The organism is Pedobacter westerhofensis (assembly GCF_900182595.1).
Taxonomy (GTDB): Bacteria; Bacteroidota; Bacteroidia; order Sphingobacteriales; family Sphingobacteriaceae; genus Pedobacter; species Pedobacter westerhofensis.
Genome location: NZ_FXTN01000001.1, coordinates 234,756 through 252,806 on the forward strand (window position 1 = coordinate 234,756; position 18,051 = coordinate 252,806).

Below are 18,051 nucleotides of genomic sequence, written 5' to 3' on the forward strand. Positions count from 1 at the left end.
ATTGAAGCAATACATAAACTAAAGATTAATTAAATGTTAACTTAAATGAACACATATTATCAGTTCCCGGGCACACTTATATTTTGCGTGCCTGTATCTACCCTGTTCCTTGAATCAAACAATAATTTTGGTGCCTGCAGGGCGGGCGCTGCTCTGATATTTGCCACTGCGGCGCCTCCAGAGACTGCAAGGCATCGCCTCAGCAGCGGATCTGTCAGATCACCAAAGGGTTTTAACGGCAGGGCCGATAATTCATCAGCCTCCTGATCAGGTGAAAGCCCCCCGCTGTAATCGCCTTTGCCCGCTGAATTGTATAATTTAAATACCAGCGGATAGATCTCCCATTTGGGAACCAGCTGCGGGCTGCGGTAATCTTTGATTACGAAACTGGCCATATCTTTTCCCAGTGATTTTGCGCCCAGCTGGATCACAGGGAGGTAGGGTTTTAAGGCATTGATTGTGAGCTCGGCCGCAGAAGCGGTATGGCTGCCGCTCAGGATATACACCCTGCTAAGCCCCAGCCGGTAAGCGGCAAACTGGCTGAAGCTTCGTTTTATACCCGAAGGGAGCCGCCCCAGTTCCTGCGCGAAGCTGCTTTTCCTTGTTCCGGCCCTGACATTGCCCCGGTACTCTACGAAGGTATCTGCTTCAGCGGCACCAGGTGCGATCATCGCTGCCAGCGCAGCCGCGACCGGCACACTGCCACCCGGATTATAACGAAGGTCCAGCACAAGTTCCTGTACCTGCTGCTGTTTAAAATAGCTGAAAGCCTGCATCAGCTGATCCACAGCAGGATCTTCAAAGGAATTTAAAAAGAGATAACCATATGTTTTCCCGCCGGACTGAAATACCTTATACGTATACACCGGTGTTTCAGTAACGCTGAGCCGGCCTACCGTTATACTGCCATTTCGCCTTTCGATTTCAAGCACAACTGTTTGTCTGGCAATTGCAGTTTCTGTCAGCGATGTGATATTCGCCGCTGCGGGCTCAACCCCATCAATAGTTTTTATGATATCTCCGCGGAGCAACCCTCTTGCCGCTGCAGCCGATCCGGGTACAACTAAAGTTATCATGGTTTGCCCTTTGCCGTCACTACTTTCAAAGGTGATCAGGTCAAACCCCAGCGTGTGTACCAGCGAAGGTGGATAAGTTTGCGGCATATCCGGATTAACCAGCGCAGAAAACCGGTCGGATGGATTTTTAAGAATATTAAAGAAGTCAGAAGGATCTCTGGTGAAATTGATATAATCGGGCACAGAAAAATTCCAGTAGTAATATACCTGCATACTATCCAAAACCCATGAATTTATTCTTTCCTGACTGTCCGGAGCATATTCCGGCCGTTCACTGAGTTTACGGCAGCCCATACTACAGAGAATGACGATGCCCATCAACAGTAATCCGGGCAACTGAGAACCTGTCTTCATAAAGTTAATAGTTGGTACCCAAAGATACCAGACCCATATAAAGTTTTTATTAAGATAAAAACATTTAATATGCAGAAATAATTCCGACCTTTATATCACCATTCAGTATTTATTTGCCATATCACATAAAAACGAACAAAGCCCTGCTCTATCCTGTAGCTGTTCGTGTTTTGGTATAGTAGAAACTCAACTTAAGCTATGGACGAACTATAGTTCAGCTCTACCATGTCTACCCCATGTCGACCTTTACTTTACTACATCTCTACATTACGTCTACTATTTAGGTAGAGTTGTGGTAGACTTAGAGTCAACATGGGGTAGACATGGTATAGGTCAAATATAGTTCATACATAGCTGGACTATACTTTGTACAATACCAGTATACGAAGGAACTAAGAGCTGTCCCTGTGTAACAACATCAAAAAGAAATTTTAGTATATTAGTATTGAAGATAGCACAGCTTTTATGGGAACAACTCCACGTATCCATTCTCTAGATATTCTGCGGGGACTCGTCATGGTCATTATGGCATTGGACCATACCCGGGACTACTTTCATATTACCGCCACTACAGCTAATCCGCTGGACCCGGCGAGCACAAATACTGCTTTGTTCTTTACCCGCTGGATCACACACTTCTGCGCTCCTGTTTTTGTATTCCTCTCCGGGATGTCCGTGTACCTGTCCGCGCAAAATAAAACAATCGCAGAGGCTGGTGCTTTCGCGATCAAAAGAGGCTTATGGCTGATCTTTGCGGATATTGTGATCATGACCTTCGGACTTACGTTTAACCCGGCATACTCCTTTATATTTCTGCTGGTATTTTGGGCAATCGGCTGTAGCATGATTCTGCTCGGGATCTTCAGTCAGGTCTCCAGAACACTTGTTTTGGCGACAGGCATTCTGATTGTATTTGGTCATGACCTCCTGAACTTTGCGGATCTTCCGCAAACAGGCACGGTTTCAGTACTGATTAAAATTCTCATTACTGGCGCAGCTACTATCGTTCCCATCAATTCGACACATCTGATTGGTTTTTTCTATGCAGTGCTACCCTGGACAGGCATCATGTTTCTTGGTTACGCTGCCGGAACATGGTATAAAAAGGATTTTCCTGCAGTCACCAGAAAGCAATACCTGGTCCTGACGGGCATTGCTCTTTGTGTATTGTTCATCATCCTCAGAACGGTCAATATTTATGGAGACCCATCGCTGCGCAAGGTATATCCCTCATTTTTACAAAATGTGTTTTCTTTCCTGAATGCAAGTAAATATCCCCCTTCACTGCAATTTTTCTGCATGACCATCGGTCCAGCGCTGCTGATGCTGTCAGCCCTGGAACAGGTATCCGGCAAAATATCAACGGTCATTTCTACTTATGGCAGCGTCCCTTTCTTTTACTTTGTCCTGCATTTTTATTTCCTTCATATCATGCTCGTGGCGGCTTTTTTCCTGAGCGGATACCAGACAAAAGACATTATACAGTCACCTTTGTTTTTCAGACCCCCAACTTTGGGATTTAGTTTACCAGCGGTTTACGCCATTTGGTTATTTGTTGTAGCTTCGCTATATCTACCCTGTTTGTGGTTCAAAAGATATAAAACAAACCATAATCGATGGTGGTTAAAGTATATATAAACAGTAAAAAAAGCACCATGGATATTACACATCAAAACAACCCATATTACTCCAGAACAGATGATACCGTCCTGCATATCGAGAATGCGGAATGGAAAAAAATTCTTCCTTCAGATCTTTATCATGTATCAAGGGAGCAGGGTACAGAACGTGCCTTTACCGGCAAATACTGGGATAGCGACGAACTTGGCGACTACTACTGTGCTGTCTGCGGGAATCACCTGTTTAAATCAGATGCCAAATTTGCCAGCAGCTGCGGATGGCCAAGCTTTTTTGAGGCGATAAAGCCCAACAGCGTAATTTACAAGGAAGATAATGCCTACGGAATGCGCAGAATTGAAGTCACCTGCGGCCGCTGTGATTCGCACCTCGGGCACATTTTTAATGACGGGCCTGCACCAACTTATAAAAGGTTCTGCATGAACTCTGTATCACTGGAGTTTGAACCAGGCTAAGAAATTGCGCCTAGTGCGCAATCTTTGCCCTTAGGGCTTTCAGCCCTGATACGCCCTGCAGATCCTCTACTTCAAAGAGTTCCACATCAGCTTCCAGAATGCCCTCAGACTGCAGCGTCCTGATGTAGCGTATATATTCATCCTCCTCGTTATCGCCGGCATACACAAGGGTAATCTTTCCAGGCTCCGTAATCCGTTCATCTGAATCTTTTACATGAGCTTTATCAATCCGTTTTTTTACAATTTCAAAACGTGCATTGTAACTGCCATCCACATCAAAACGCTTTTCATCCATTCTGAAACGGATATCAATTTCCGTATTATAAATCAGTATCAGCGTAGTTACCTCCAGAGGATAGGGCAGCTTGTTCTTTAAGTGATCATGCGCCTTTTCCATCTCACATAATACCCTGAGCTGCCATAACCGCAGCTGGTGCAGCAACTGAATATCAAACTGCCGGCGTGGCGCTATAGAAGCGCCCAGATACAGATTATGTTCAACGCCGTCGGTCTTAAACCTTTCATAATAATGCGGGAAAATGGCCTGGGCTTCTACCTGCCTGCTGTCAATGATGGCAGCCATTTTCTCATTGATGGTGGCGATGGTGGTTTCGTATTTTCTGCGGTAGATATGAAAACTGCCGGTATCTTTTTCGTCTTCTGCAAAATAGCCCTCAATCACGGGCTTTAACTTTTCATCCCTCAGCTGCTGTAAATACCGATGAACTTTGTTCACTACATAATTGTGTATCAGCTGTTCGGTATTGGCTTTCAGCGGGAGCAGTAAATCACTGAGGAAAGCATTCAGCTGCAGTTCTTCTTCCAAAAAAGATTCCACATCAGAAATGGCGCTGATCTCTTTCAGAACTGCAAGCAGCGTTTTAAGCTGGTACTGAAGATCATTTTGCACACTGGAATTTCTTGCCTCGGATGAAGCTTTGATGTCCACCTGCCCGTACAGGGGATAAACATCCGGAAATACAATTTCCTCCGGTTCGGTATCCGGGCTGCTACCAGGTTTAGACAGCAGATGCTCAGCTTCCTCCTTAAACTTCCAGTAGACGCTGCTGTGTATCGTGGTATATTTTTCCTGGATAAAAGCCTGCACCTGGTTTTCCACTTCTCCGATCAGCCTGTCTATAGAATCAGTTAGAAAAGGCATCACTACTTCCAGCTTATTGGCATTGATACTGTTCAGCTCTTTTTTTCTTGGCGAAACCAGCTCCAGTATACCCAGCAACACATTATTTTTAATCACCGGGGCCAGGATAAAACTATCGATATTCTGAGAAATCAACATTGTGGCCAGGTGGCTGCCGGGATTGGATGCCTTAAATTCTTCAGCATCAGAGATCGCAAAAAAAGACTTCTCCCTGATGAGGCTGCGGAATGAGTTAATGCAAAGCACATCTTCGCTGCAGCTTTCTTCTTCATCCATCAGGAGAAAGCTCTTCATCCTATGGCCAAAATTAGCCGCCTTAAATATGCCCCGGTGCTGGTTAAAGACCGTAAAGCCGACACCAATATCAGGAATCCTGTAGATCGATCTGAAAATAGACTCTACGCTCTGATGAAAATTTTCAGCATTGAGTACCAGCAGCTTTTCTTTGAAGATAGAAACCGCATTTTCTACAGTCACATCTACCAGCGTCATCAGTGAGAAGCCTCTCAGCAGCCAGCTTTCCTTTGGAAACTTAGCCCTCCACATCTCCAGGTCGTCATAATTATCCAGAAGCAGGTCGATCTCCTCCTGACTGATCGGGAGTGCCCGTTCTGTAGGTACGATATCCATATAGTCTGCGTTGTAAAGGATCCTGTAGTGTCTGATGATCCCGTCAGCCATCGGGATATCACAAAAAAGCGGTTTAAAAAAGTCCAGATGGGTACCATAATACTCGTTTAATATGATACAGCAGCTTAGTATATATGACTGGTGTGTGTCAAGGTCCCTGATATTGAGTTCAAAGCCTGGCCCTGCAGCTGCTAATATACTTTTAGACCTGTCGGTATGGTTAAATATTACTTTTCTGTAGGGAAGACTGATCGCTTTGATCTCATTATTACGGAGTACCTCCGGAAAATAATCACGCATCAGCCTTTTGATCAGGCCCGAATTTTCTGCAACCTGCTGTTCGTTGGTCAGCCCGTCCTTTAGTTCGGGATGCAGGGCAACCTCTTCCAGCAATTCCAGGGCTCCAGCGGCACGCTCGCCCATGTGATTTGCAGCCACCTTTTCCCATTCACTGATCACCTGATCAAACGAAAGTTGCACTAAAAAAGGAGTATCAAAATAATTCATAATCAAAGGAAAATTAGGCTGTTAATCAAGAGAAGGAGCGCTTATTAACAGCTTAGCTAATTTACGGCTTTTAAAGACAGCGAAAGTAATATTGTTGTAATTAACACTATTTCACCCTGATATGTCCGGATGCTTCAGCGTTGATCTCCATGATAATATCGTCCAGCTCTACCGCGCAGCGGAACAATAACTCCAGTAATTCTGATTTCTCCTCCTCATTTTCTGCAGATTTCATCAGCTGTGCAAGTGCAAGGATTGAGGCAACAGGTTTACGGATCTCATGAGAATTTAACCATGATACCGCTTTTAGCTTTTCATTCTGAATACCGATCACTGCTTCTCTCTCTTTGTGCTCTGTAATGTCGTTTTGTACAGAGATATAACACTCAAATCTACCCTGTGCATCAAATATGGGATACAAGTTGAGCGACACCCAGTACTCCCGGTTATATTTATCGTAATTGAGGAGTTCGGCGCTGAAAGATTCTTTGGCAGCCACCGCCCTGAGCAGTTGCTGTGCGATGATCTTGTTGGTTTTAAGATTGTACAGCAGCCCGGCATGGTCTCTGCCCATTACTTCATGTTCCATATAACCCGTTACTGCCGAAAATGCGGGGTTAACCCAGATCACGATACCTTCGGCATTGGAAATGATTACCGGGTTATTGATCTTATTGAGGATCTCACCTGTTCTTTTCAGTTGCTCGGTACTTCTTTTGAGCAGATCAATATCTTTGATCGCACCGATCAGGCGTACGGGCTTGTCATCTTCATCAAAGATCAGATAACCATGATCGGAGATGTGCTTGTAGTCGATTCCATTGGTCATGATCCGGTATTCTGCCAGCCAGTATTTATCGCGGGCAGCAATACGTCTCTCCTGATTCGCGCTGAAGACCGCGATATCTTCAGGGTGGATGACCGATCTCCACCAGCCAAGCGTATCAGTGCCATCTGTACCGGAGATATCAAGAAGCACGCCGATCTGGGTATTAAAAGCAAGCGTATGGTTCACCAGGTCGAGATCATAAATCACATCACCTGTTGCCTGTGAGGCCAGGTCATACCGTTCCAAAGCCAGTTTAAGCTGAATATCCTTTTCTTTTACAGCAGTGATATCACTAAAATATATCGCAATTCCTTCATCAGTTGGAAACACAGAGGAACGCAGCCATTTGTTTAATATCGGTGAATAGTCTTCAATGTTGCCGGCAATATTGTCGTTCATTGCTTTCTCTGCCAGCTGGCGAAATGCACTTTTTGAAGAATCCGGAAAAACGTCGTCTATACTTTTACCTGCAACATCCTCTGTCAATCCTGTAACTGTATAAAAATTGAGATTTGCCTTGGTGATAATCCAGCTCCTGTTGATCGTAACAAAACTGTCTGTAATACTGTTCAGCGTATTTTCAAGGCGAAGATAATTCCTGTCCACCTCTGCTTTCTGAGCAGTCAGTTCCTGGTTAATTTCCTGGAGCCGCTGTTCGTAAAGATACTTGTCGGTAGTATCATTAGCCATTACCATCACGGTTTCTTTATTGTTCTGGATGGTTTTATGCGAAGTGATATGTACGTAGAAGAGGGATCCATCTTTCTTAAGGTGCCGCCACACACCGGATTCATGGAAATCCTCTGACATCTTTAAATAAGAATCCTTCACTTTTTCAGAATCTTCAGCAGGGCGGATATCCATGATTGTCATCGACAGGAACTCTGCGCGGGTATAGCCATAATAGGCCACTGCTGCATCATTTACAGAAGTAAACCTGAAAGTTATGGGATCATAGAACCAGATCGGATTAGGATTGTCCTCATAGAACTTACGGTATTGCCTGTTGTTATTGTCCAGCTTTTTCCGTTCATTATCTATCAGCAGAAAAAGTACAACAGCGGTACACAGCACTAGGAAAACTCCTTTGCCAAAAATCAAAAACCTCAGTAGACGATGATCAATGTGCTGCGAAATCCACAAAATAGCAGAATCGCTCAGAGCAATCCAGAGTATACCTATAGCAATATAGATCAGGGGTACTTTAAATCTTCCACTTTTCATCCCAGGGCCTGATTAAATCGTGGATAAGGTAACTATTTTTTACACTTTATGGATAATTTCATTATAGAGAAAAAATGAATTACACATATTAGTTACAAAACTGATCGTTTTTCATATCATATTTTGCAGCGGGCCAATCATTAGAAACCCCGGCCTGCATAGATATTACTGATCTCAATATTCATTTTCAATATTTCCTGTATCAGATCATATACCACGGCCACGTTATTATCCGATGTATCCATAAACTCAAACTCCTCCCATCCCGTGCCATAAAAGCCATCGTCCATAGACAACTCCGCATCAATTTCGTGATGGATGATCAGCCTGCAGAGAAAGAAAAATGCATTGGCTGCAGTAAATGGCAGTTCCATCACTGCTGTTGAAATGCTGTCATCAACCAGCCCGTCTGCATAATAATAAAGATCAGCATAGATCTGGTTGGCCATTTCATGGATACGGTCGTCTGTATACAACTCTTCGAGATCAATGGCAAACATGATACGAAAAGTATCTATGGTTGCGTCAATCAGTGCAATACACTTGTTGATGGCTACTGATATATCATCATCCGAAGCCAAAAGCACCTGAAAATACATGGAAACATCTACATCGTCCTCATCCAGTGCCAGCAGTTCAGGCATATCCTTTTCCAATACCGACTTATATCCATATTCTGCAAATTTCACAGTTGAAAAACTCAGGATGTGGATGACAATAGGGATGATATCTTCCTTAGCAAATTTCGTTACAGCCATAATGAAAATTATATTTAAATATAACTATTATCAGAGCAATCTTAATGAAGACAATACCCTGCCAATGCTGATTACTTTAATACCTTAACCAGACCTTCCTGGTTAATGCTGACTGTACTTTCGCCGCTTGCTTTCACGCTGAGGTAAAACTGGTGATCTGTAGCCTCCATGTCCAGTGTATTGCTTTTGCCGTCAAGCATAAAATCATGTGCAATACCAAGCTCTTTTAATGATCCGGCATATTTGCCATTTTTCTCCAGATATTCCTGCTGCCTGTAATAGGCCATCCAGAGGTAATTGCGTTGTTTTTCTCCATAAGGCATCACAAAGTCGGTTTGTGAACCACCATCTGCGGCCGGGCTGAAAGTGAGGTATCCCCAGCGTTCAGGATAGTGCATAGCGATCAGTCCCTGTGCAGACCATACCCAGTTATGTTCTGGAAGATTTTTCCCTGCAGCATCTTTATTTTTGATGTATTTGCCTTTGCTAACGGTGGTGCCCCACTGCACTCTTGAAAAGTTGATCCTCCAGAAATCTCCTTCTGCCGGGCTTTTCTTTAAATTGAGCTTATCGTATGGAATAGCCAGCTCCACTGTCCAGCCCTGGTCTTTATCTGATGGCCTGTTCAGGGTACCCTGAACTTTTACCGCAGACCGGACGCCAGACTCCCAGCTGGTCAGCCCCGCACCATTATTACGATAAGCCTTTGGCATGAATAAGTCCCAGATCGTATTGATTGCATTCACTTCCAGTTCATAATACTGATGTGTAGTATTCAGCGGGTCAATAAAGATTTCAAAATCATCATCCTGAAAAACTACTTCATCGTGGTTTTTCACGTAAGCCCACACATCGGGGTCTTTGATCACCGCCGCAACATAGAGATAATCTTTGTCCCACACCATTTTACACCTGGTTTTATAATAAGGTTCAGGCTGTTTATCGCCCTCAATATCAGTAAAATCGTTTGTCCATGGTACATTAGACCAAACTGCATCATTCAATTCTCCGTCTATTAACGGCGCATCCTTTGCAAAGCCGGCCGAGTAGTGTTTTGGAACGGTAAACAAATGCTCAAGCCCCTTAAAGGAGTCCTGCGCATCAACAGTACCTGCAAAAAGTAGCGGAAGACAGGCAAAAGATAAAAAAGCAGTTTTCTTTATCGCCGCAGATTTCTTTTTTAAGACGTTTTTATACATTTAAAAGGATTTAGCATTCAATTAGTTTCCGGATGTCATCCTGGATAATCACGGGAAATTATGAATTTAACCAATAATCCCATAATTATCTCCGAAATAATACGTGAAAGCGCACAGATTTTAACGGTTTTTGATGTGACCAGTATATAATTTGATAATATCGTACTGTATTGCAATACATTGCTCAATGTTCTCTTAAACTAAAATCTATATACTGTTTAAACTCGTATCTTTAGGTTATAACACTCATTAAATACACACTTAATTATTTGCCGCCGCTCACATGAAAAAATGGCTTGCTATTGCCTGGTTAACAACGTTACTGGCAATCATTTTGAGTTTTTTCTGGTATAATCAGCTGGTATACAGCCTGCCGACCCCAATTCCTGCGCATTATAAAACAGTTCATAACGGTGAAAAAATCCGGTTGGGAAAAGGCTTACATTTTGATAACCACAAACCTGTTTTCCTGCATTTCTTTAATCCCGACTGCCCGTGTTCGCGCTTTAATGTTGCCCAGTTTAAAACTCTGGTAAAAACCTATCATAACCAGGTGAATTTTGCAGTGGTGCTGATGACGGCGAAGCCCTATACCCCTGCAGAAATCCGGGACAGGTTCGGAATAGACGTGCCTATCGTAACAGACAGTACTATAGCTTCAGCCTGCGGCGTGTATTCTACTCCACAGGCTGTAGTGCTTAACGCCGAAAATGAATTGTATTACAGAGGGAATTATAATAAAAACAGATATTGTACCGATGAAAAATCCAGCTATGCCAAGATTGCGGTTATGGGCATTCTGCATAAAAAAACAGCACTCAGGTTAGATCAGTTTGCGCTCAAAGCATATGGTTGTACATTACCTAACTGCAATAACTAATGCGTAATTTATCCCTCAGCGATCCTTTCGACAATATCTCCCATTTCGGAGACGCCTATCTTTTTAACGTTAAAAAGAGATCAGACAAGCTGATCAATTATTTCCTGATTGCTTTCTTTATCACAGGATTATTTCTTGCCGGATTTTATGATACCTGGAATATTGCCATTGGTGTAGGCGGACTCACTTTGCTGGCGTATTACTCTGTTAAATGGGCATTTCCAGAATCAAACCTCTATCAATATGTATTGAGTGTATGTTTCGGGATCTTTATGGCACAGTTCATTTATCAGATGCACGGCATGTTTGAAATGCACTTTTTTGCCTATATCGGAAGTGCAATCCTGATCACCTACCAGAACTGGAGGCTGCAGATCCCTATGATGATCTTTGTGGTACTGCACCACATGGGCCTTAATTATCTCCAAAGCGTAGGTTATGGCGGTGTCTACTTCACAACGTTCGACTATCTGGAAACACAAACCATTATCTTCCATATTTTACTCACTGCCGTTATTTTCTTTATCTGTGGACTGTGGGGCCATCATTTACGCAAATACAATGGTACCCAGCTGGCCATGCTCAGTTATATTGAAGAAAAGAAACAGCATCAGGAAGTGCTTGAGGCCTTAAACAATGAGTTAAAAATCTCGAACCAGGTTGCTGTTGATGCCAGACAGGAAGCCGAACGCGCTGCACAGGCAAAAAGCATTTTCCTGGCTACCATGAGCCATGAAATCCGCACACCGATGAATGGGGTGATCGGCATGACATCTTTGCTTTCCGAAACTTCTTTAAATGATGAGCAGCGCGATTATGTAAATGTGATCAGTACCAGTGGCGAGGCCTTATTGAATGTGATCAATGATATCCTGGATTATTCCAAAATCGAATCCGGCCACCTCGATCTGGAGGAACAGAACTTTGAACTGCATAAGTGTATTGAAGATGTAATTGATCTTTTCACCAAACGTGCAGCTGTGCAGAAACTCGATCTGTTGTACGAAATTGATCATAACCTGCCTGAAACACTGATTGGAGACGGTTTCAGGCTGCGCCAGATTCTGATCAACCTGATCAGCAATGCGATGAAGTTTACTCAGAAAGGCGAAGTGCACCTTTGCGTAGAGCAGGTAGCAGTGGATGAAAATGTAGTAAGTATTTTGTTTGAAATCAGAGATACAGGAATCGGCATCCCCGAAGAAAAGTTGTCCAAGCTTTTTAAACCCTTCTCACAGGTAGATTCTTCCAATACCCGCAAATTTGGTGGTACGGGACTTGGGCTGGTGATCAGTGAAAAGCTTGTGAACCTGATGCATGGCGCCATCAGCGTACGGAGCAAGCTTGATGAAGGAACCGTTTTCGCTTTCACGATCAAGGCTATTGCCGGTACAGAAGCACCGCAGGCCACGGTCTTCCATGATCCTGCCCAAAATATAGGAAAGAAAGTACTGGTTGTTGATGATAACCATACCAATCTCAGAATCCTGAAAGGCCAACTGGAGTTATGGAACTTCTTACCAACCATATGCAGCAATCCCGGCGAAGCACTGGAAATGCTGCTATCCGCTGCAAACTATGATCTTGTGATCACAGACATGCAAATGCCCGACATGGACGGTGTAGAGCTGGCACAAAAAATAAAGGAAAATAAGATCAGCACCCCAGTTATCCTGCTCAGTTCAGTTGGTGACGAGAGCAAGCATAAGTATCCTGATCTCTTCTCTGCCGTGCTGAACAAACCTGCAAAAACCAAACAGCTAAGGGGCGTAATCCATCAGACCCTGCATCTGCAGGCGACAGCAAACCAGCCCCAGGAAAATCATCCGGCCATACTCAAAGCCGATTTTGCTATTAGCTATCCTCTGCAGATTCTTATCGCCGAAGACCACCCCATTAACCTGAAACTGGCGATGAAAATATTGCATAAATTGGGTTACGATCCTGATTTTGCCAATAATGGCCATCAGGCTGTGGAGATGTACACCGGGAAAAACTACGACCTGATCCTGATGGATGTGCTCATGCCTGAAATGGATGGCCTTGAAGCAACAAAGATCATCAGAAACTCCAGCGGCGTACAGCCAAAGATCATTGCGATGACGGCTAATGTGATGTCTGAAGATAAGAATGCATGTTTTGTGGCGGGCATGGACGACTATCTGTCCAAACCTCTTCATATCGGTTCGCTGCTGCAACTGCTGAGCGGAACATCTATTGAACGCATCCAGAATAAATCGTTCGACGGGCTCCTGGATGATCAGGAAAACGCAGTATAAAGGCTAACTTACCCTTTTACCACTCATCAGCTTATCCACGGCTTCTTTGAATGATCCTGCAAGGCTCACTTCCCCTGAATTGATGAAATAGATCTCATCGGCATTCTCAATCGTATTTAACCTGTGGGCTATCACCACAAGCGTAGTTTCCTTTGGCAGGTTATCCAGGATTTGTCCCAGCAGCTTTTCTGTTACAGTATCAATATTTGCGGTGGCTTCATCAAGGATCAGCAGTTCCGGTTTGCGGAGCACGGCACGCATAAAGGCGATCAGTTGTTTCTGCCCGATGCTGAGGCTGTCTCCTCCGGACAGCACCGCGGTTTCCAGCCCCTGATCAAAAGTTGCGAGCAGCCCCTCCAGTTTTGAATCCAGTAATACCTTGAGAAACTGTTCATTCGTAAATTTATGATATCTGGAATTGCTGTAAAGTATATTTTCGCGAACCGTTCCTGTAAACAAAAAGGGTTCCTGCAGGATAAAGCCAATCTTCTCCGCACGTTCTTCGTCAGTATAACTGCGGATGTCCCTTCCCCTGAGCAAAACTGTCCCTTCAAGGGGATCGTATAAGCGTGCCATGATCGAAGCTGTAGTGGTTTTACCGCCACCTGTAGGCCCTACAAGCGCGTAAGTCTTGCCCTGTTCCATTGAGAAACTGATGTTGTGCAGGATCTCAAATCCTCCCTGGTATCCAAAATGAACATTTCTGAATTCCAGTAATGCAGCACTCTTTTCTTCCGTTGAATGATCAAAAACTGTCACCAGGTTACTGCTCAGGGACAGGATTTGTGAAATCCTGTCCCAGCCCGCCAATGCTACCTGAAAACTTGTCCACAGTGATGCCAGCTGGCGCAATGGGTTATAAAAATTGGTGGCGTAAGAAAGATAACTCACCAGCAAGCCGATACTGAAATGTCCCTGGATAATGAGATAAATACCAAATGACAGGACGGTTAACTGCGCGATGGATGAAAAAAGGCCAAAGACCGGCATGAACATATTATTTGCCAGCCCTGCTGCTATAGCCGTACGATAATTTTCGCGGTTTGCGGTATCAAATCTTTTCTTGAAATAGTCGCGGCGGTTAAAAGCAATAATGACCTTAAAATTATTGAGGCTTTCCTGTATTTCGGCGCTCATGCCGCCCGTACTTTTTAAGTTGAGGGCATTCTTGTGTTTCACCCAGGGCGAAATCCCTCTGGTGAAAATTAAGATCAGCAGCGCCGGTACCAGCGTGGCCAAACCCAGCTCAAAATTAATGACCAGCAAAAATATACCCGCGCCGATCATGGTAACGATACTGCCAATGAACTGCATGAGCGACTGCGAAAAGAACTGACTGAGTTTATCCGTATCGTTATTTACTCTCGAAATCAGGTCACCTGCTTTATTTTCATTAAAAAACGCAACCGGCAGTTGCTGGATCTTGTTAAAGATGCTGTTCCGCAGCTCGAAAATGATCCGCTGGCCTACCCCGCCCATCAGGTTGGTTTGGAAATAACTGCTTACAAAAGCCACGATGTACATGGTAAAGAGGATGCCGGCAAATACCAGTACCCCATGGTATTGTCTGGTCTGGATGTATTTATCGATGGTATGCCCAATGAGGTATGGCCCGAGCAAGTTGAGAGACGAATTCAGTAAAATTGCACAAACGGCCAGCACAATCTTTTTCTTTTCCTGTTCTACCAGCTTTAAAAGGCTCTTTAATCCAACCCATGTAGAATTTTTCAGGTCACTTGCAGGCAGGCTGTTTAAATTATAGTTCATCATTATTGCCGGTCATTTATAATTCGTAATTGCTTGTACTCTGCTGAGAGTTAAAAATCTGTACATATTCAGGGCTGCTGCCCATTAGCTCTGCATGCGTGCCCGCGGCCAGCATTTCGCCGTGCATCAGCAGGATAATCTGCTCATAGTGCTCTACGGCAGCGATCTTTTGCGTTACCGAGATCAGTGTTAAACCAGGATAGTTACTGGTAATATTTCCCAGTATCCTGGATTCTGTCTGCGGGTCTACCCTTGCCGTAAAATCATCCAGCAGCAGGATTTTTGGGTCTACGGCAAGCGCACGCGCCAGCATGATCCGCTGTTTTTGTCCGCCTGAAAGGCTGAGCCCCCTCTCTGATATTTTTGTGTTTAAACCTTGCGGAAGTGAATCAACAAAATCTTTGAGCTCTGCCGTTGCAATCGCCTTTTGGAGCGACTGGTCTGTTACGGTATCGCTGAATGCTATATTCTCCCTTATGCTCATGTTAAACATAATACTGTCCTGGAACACAAAACCTACCTGGCTGTGGAAGGTTTCGGACTGATAGGCTGAGATAGGTTGCCCATCGTACAAAATCTCACCTGAAGTAGCCGGAATAAGTCCGGTAAGCAGGTACAGTAACTGCGTCTTGCCCGCAGCCGTAGGCCCGATCACAGCGATTTTAGCCCCCGGCTCTACACGAAAAGAAAGATCTTTTAATAAGATTTTTTCCCCATAGCTGATATTGATATTCCTGACTTCAACCTCACCACTGAGCCTACCGGTTAGGATACCCGTTTCCGGCAGCTCTGCAGCATCCAGCACCTGGCTGATCCTTGCAAAGGAAGCTGTGGCCTGCGCAATCACATTGCTCATGAAACCGATCACCAGTATCGGGAAAATCAGTAAAGCCAGATAGCTGTTAAAGGCCGCAAAATCGCCGATAGTCATTCTGCCATTGATTACATAATGCCCGCCCAGTACGAGTATTGTTAATCCGGCCATATTCGCGGTAAAAACAATGATGGGGATGAGCCATGCAAAAAGCCTTAAAATATTCAATCCGATATCTTTAGCCCGGTTGCTGGCATCAAAAAACTTATCATATTCCAGCTGCTGGGAATTGATCACACGGATCAGTGCAGAGCCCAGGATACTTTCGTTGATCACCTTGTTGAGCCAGTCGATCACTTCCCTGCTTTTTTTAAACAGCGATTTCACCCTGCGCAGCACGATATAAAATGCACCTCCAATGATCGGGATAATTGCGATAGTAGTTAAGCCCAGCTTCCAGTTGATACCCAGGAGCAGGATACTGGCTCCGATGATGATAAATATTGAAGAAACGATAGATGCAATTGCCTGGGCCACAAAAAGCTTGATGGAATCTACATCCGAAGTAAGGTTAGTGAGTAGTTTGGAGGGACTGGTCTTTTCAATGAAAGCAAAACTCTGGCCCGAGATTTTCAGCGCAATGCGCGTCCTCATGTCCCTGGCCACTCTTTCTGAGGTATAGGTTTGCACAATGCCCTGCAGGTAGCTGAATATAAAGATCACAAAAGAAACTCCGGTAAATTTAATCAGCAGTGGCTTGTAGGCAAAATTGCCGGTATTGAAGGCATCAATCCCCTGCCCGATAAGTTTAGGCAGCCACAAATTTAGTCCGTTGCTGATTAAAGCGAAAAGGACGAGCAGCATGACCATCAATGAATACGGCTTTAGCAGGCTAAAGACGCGCGGAATTTTTTTATTTGGAACGCTAACTTGTGGCTTCATTTTATAATTTTTACCCCTCAATCATTAAAGACGTCCGGGCCGCCAAATTATTTTAAATTAAATTGGCTGATATCATCATCAACATATAAATATTGGGTGTACAGCTAAGCTGATGAAGTTATAAAATTTTTTTCTGATTTAAGCGCCCTGATAATTATCAATCGCCTGGCCGATCAACTGTGCATGATCTCCCTGCAGGATAATGCGCACATCATCAATAGAACCATCATATTCATACATGGGCATCTCCAGATCAGGATCAAGATCTTTTACAGATACGGCTCTCCAGGAGCCCTTACCAGTTCTGATAATTTCACCTACTAGTCCTCCGTGATAAAGTATTTTAAATACTTCTGATTCCTGTGGATGTATATTGAGATCAAATTTCTGGCTGTCGAGATTAACAATGATATTAAATGGATCCATTTGTTTTTTTTAGATTAAACAAAGGATTAATCATATTGTTCGGGCATAAAGAATTATTGATCAGCTGACCCTCTTAAGGGATGAGAAGGGTACACCTGACCGCTGTTTAAAGTTTATTTATAAGTTTCCTGTTCGTCTGTGTAATAGGTTTTTCTGGCACCGGTTTTTTTCATCAAAATAGGAACACCTGAAGGGCTATGTGTTTTTTTAGGGTGATGGATCTTTAGGAAGTCGCGCATTTCTCCACTGATGAGGCCGGGCCTGCTGCTACTAATCTGCTTCACCGCATTGTCAAGCACATGGCGTACGGCTTTGGCAAGCGATTTTAATTTTGGAACAGGAATTTTATTTGCAGCTGAGAATGGCGAAATACCTGCTTCCCAGAGGATCTCATCTGCATAGGCGTTACCGATACCACGGATAACATGCTGGTCCAGCAGTATATTTTTTATGGCCCCCTTTTTACTTGCCAGCGTAGTTTCAAAAAAATGGGCATCCACAATTCGGGAAAGTGCGTCGGGCGTGTCATCTGCTTCGGGATTCAGCGTTGCATGGGCAAGCCCTCTGAAATCTGTCAGCGTCAGTATATTCCCTCCTTTAAATATCAGTCTGAGTATTGCATACTTTGGTGTTTCTTCGTCTTTAGAGAGATGAAGCTCACCATTCAGCATCATATGCATACTCAGTACCGTTTTATTCTCAAATTCAAAGTATAGTTCTTTACCGTCACGGTAAATTTTCACAATCTTTTGTCCCACAATAGCTTTCTGCAATTCTTCAGCAGAAACGTTGAGTTTTTTGGTGCTGCCAACCAAAACTTCTTTTACCTGTTTGTTTTTCAGCTTTGTACTTAGGTTACGACTAAAAACTTCCAGATCTGGTAATTCGGGCATATCGAATATCAATTAATACAATGTTAACCTAAAATACACATTTAAGTTTTGAAGACTCCTCATGAAGTGTATATTTTATCTTCAGCTTACATTACATAATTTCAACAGCAACACTTACCAACAGTAATCCACAGTGTTATCCACATGAAATGTTAATAACATTAGCCAGCGATCCCGTGGCCATGAGCTAAAGATAGAACCAATAGACATCAATCGTG

13 protein-coding genes are annotated in these 18,051 nt (G+C 43.8%); 4 read left to right on the top strand and 9 right to left on the bottom strand.

Annotated elements, in window-relative coordinates:
* Positions 1–59: 59 nt before the first annotated feature.
* Positions 60–1,430: a S41 family peptidase gene (locus FN831_RS01045; RefSeq protein WP_142526342.1), complete on the bottom strand. Its 1,371-nt coding sequence runs from the start codon at positions 1,428–1,430 to the stop codon at positions 60–62.
* Positions 1,431–1,895: 465 nt separating this feature from the next.
* On the opposite strand from FN831_RS01045, the gene FN831_RS01050 reads away from it, so the two are divergent.
* Together FN831_RS01050 and msrB are read left to right on the top strand one after the other, a co-directional pair.
* Complete coding sequence (locus FN831_RS01050) at positions 1,896–3,068, top strand: DUF1624 domain-containing protein (RefSeq protein WP_142526343.1); 1,173 nt, start codon at positions 1,896–1,898, stop codon at positions 3,066–3,068.
* Between the two features lie 17 nt (positions 3,069–3,085).
* Positions 3,086–3,523 carry a peptide-methionine (R)-S-oxide reductase MsrB gene (gene msrB, locus FN831_RS01055; protein WP_246101268.1) on the top strand — a complete coding sequence of 146 codons (438 nt, stop codon included), beginning with the start codon at positions 3,086–3,088 and terminating at the stop codon, positions 3,521–3,523.
* 10 nt (positions 3,524–3,533) lie between these two features.
* On the opposite strand, the gene FN831_RS01060 is transcribed toward msrB, so the two are convergent.
* The 4 genes from FN831_RS01060 to FN831_RS01075 form a co-directional block, all read right to left on the bottom strand.
* Positions 3,534–5,822, bottom strand: a complete 2,289-nt coding sequence (locus FN831_RS01060; protein ID WP_142526345.1) for a GAF domain-containing protein — start codon at positions 5,820–5,822, stop codon at positions 3,534–3,536.
* Between the two features lie 106 nt (positions 5,823–5,928).
* Positions 5,929–7,875: a PAS domain-containing protein gene (locus tag FN831_RS01065; protein ID WP_142526346.1), complete on the bottom strand. Its 1,947-nt coding sequence runs from the start codon at positions 7,873–7,875 to the stop codon at positions 5,929–5,931.
* Between the two features lie 140 nt (positions 7,876–8,015).
* Positions 8,016–8,633 carry a hypothetical protein gene (locus FN831_RS01070; RefSeq protein WP_142526347.1) on the bottom strand — a complete coding sequence of 206 codons (618 nt, stop codon included), beginning with the start codon at positions 8,631–8,633 and terminating at the stop codon, positions 8,016–8,018.
* Between the two features lie 71 nt (positions 8,634–8,704).
* A complete protein-coding gene (locus tag FN831_RS01075) occupies positions 8,705–9,832 on the bottom strand; it encodes a carbohydrate-binding family 9-like protein (protein ID WP_142526348.1) in 1,128 nt (375 codons plus the stop codon).
* A 283-nt stretch (positions 9,833–10,115) separates the two neighbouring features.
* Between FN831_RS01075 and FN831_RS01080 the strand changes: the two genes are divergently transcribed.
* Both FN831_RS01080 and FN831_RS01085 read left to right on the top strand, forming a co-directional pair.
* Complete coding sequence (locus tag FN831_RS01080; protein ID WP_142526349.1) at positions 10,116–10,712, top strand: TlpA family protein disulfide reductase; 597 nt, start codon at positions 10,116–10,118, stop codon at positions 10,710–10,712.
* A complete protein-coding gene (locus FN831_RS01085; protein ID WP_142526350.1) occupies positions 10,712–12,991 on the top strand; it encodes a response regulator in 2,280 nt (759 codons plus the stop codon). The genes FN831_RS01080 and FN831_RS01085 overlap by 1 nt, the downstream gene beginning before the upstream one ends.
* Positions 12,992–12,994: 3 nt before the next feature.
* Here the strand turns inward: FN831_RS01085 and FN831_RS01090 are convergent, their stop codons facing one another.
* From FN831_RS01090 to FN831_RS01105, 4 genes are all read right to left on the bottom strand, one after another.
* A complete protein-coding gene (locus tag FN831_RS01090) occupies positions 12,995–14,761 on the bottom strand; it encodes an ABC transporter ATP-binding protein (RefSeq protein ID WP_246101270.1) in 1,767 nt (588 codons plus the stop codon).
* A gap of 13 nt (positions 14,762–14,774) precedes the next feature.
* Complete coding sequence (locus FN831_RS01095; RefSeq protein WP_142526351.1) at positions 14,775–16,514, bottom strand: ABC transporter ATP-binding protein; 1,740 nt, start codon at positions 16,512–16,514, stop codon at positions 14,775–14,777.
* Between the two features lie 138 nt (positions 16,515–16,652).
* Positions 16,653–16,940, bottom strand: coding sequence for a hypothetical protein (locus FN831_RS01100; RefSeq protein ID WP_142526352.1), 288 nt, complete (start codon positions 16,938–16,940; stop codon positions 16,653–16,655).
* Positions 16,941–17,053: 113 nt separating this feature from the next.
* On the bottom strand, positions 17,054–17,833 hold the full coding sequence (locus tag FN831_RS01105) for an Fpg/Nei family DNA glycosylase (RefSeq protein ID WP_142526353.1): 780 nt from the start codon (positions 17,831–17,833) through the stop codon (positions 17,054–17,056).
* Between the last annotated feature and the right edge of the window lie 218 nt (positions 17,834–18,051).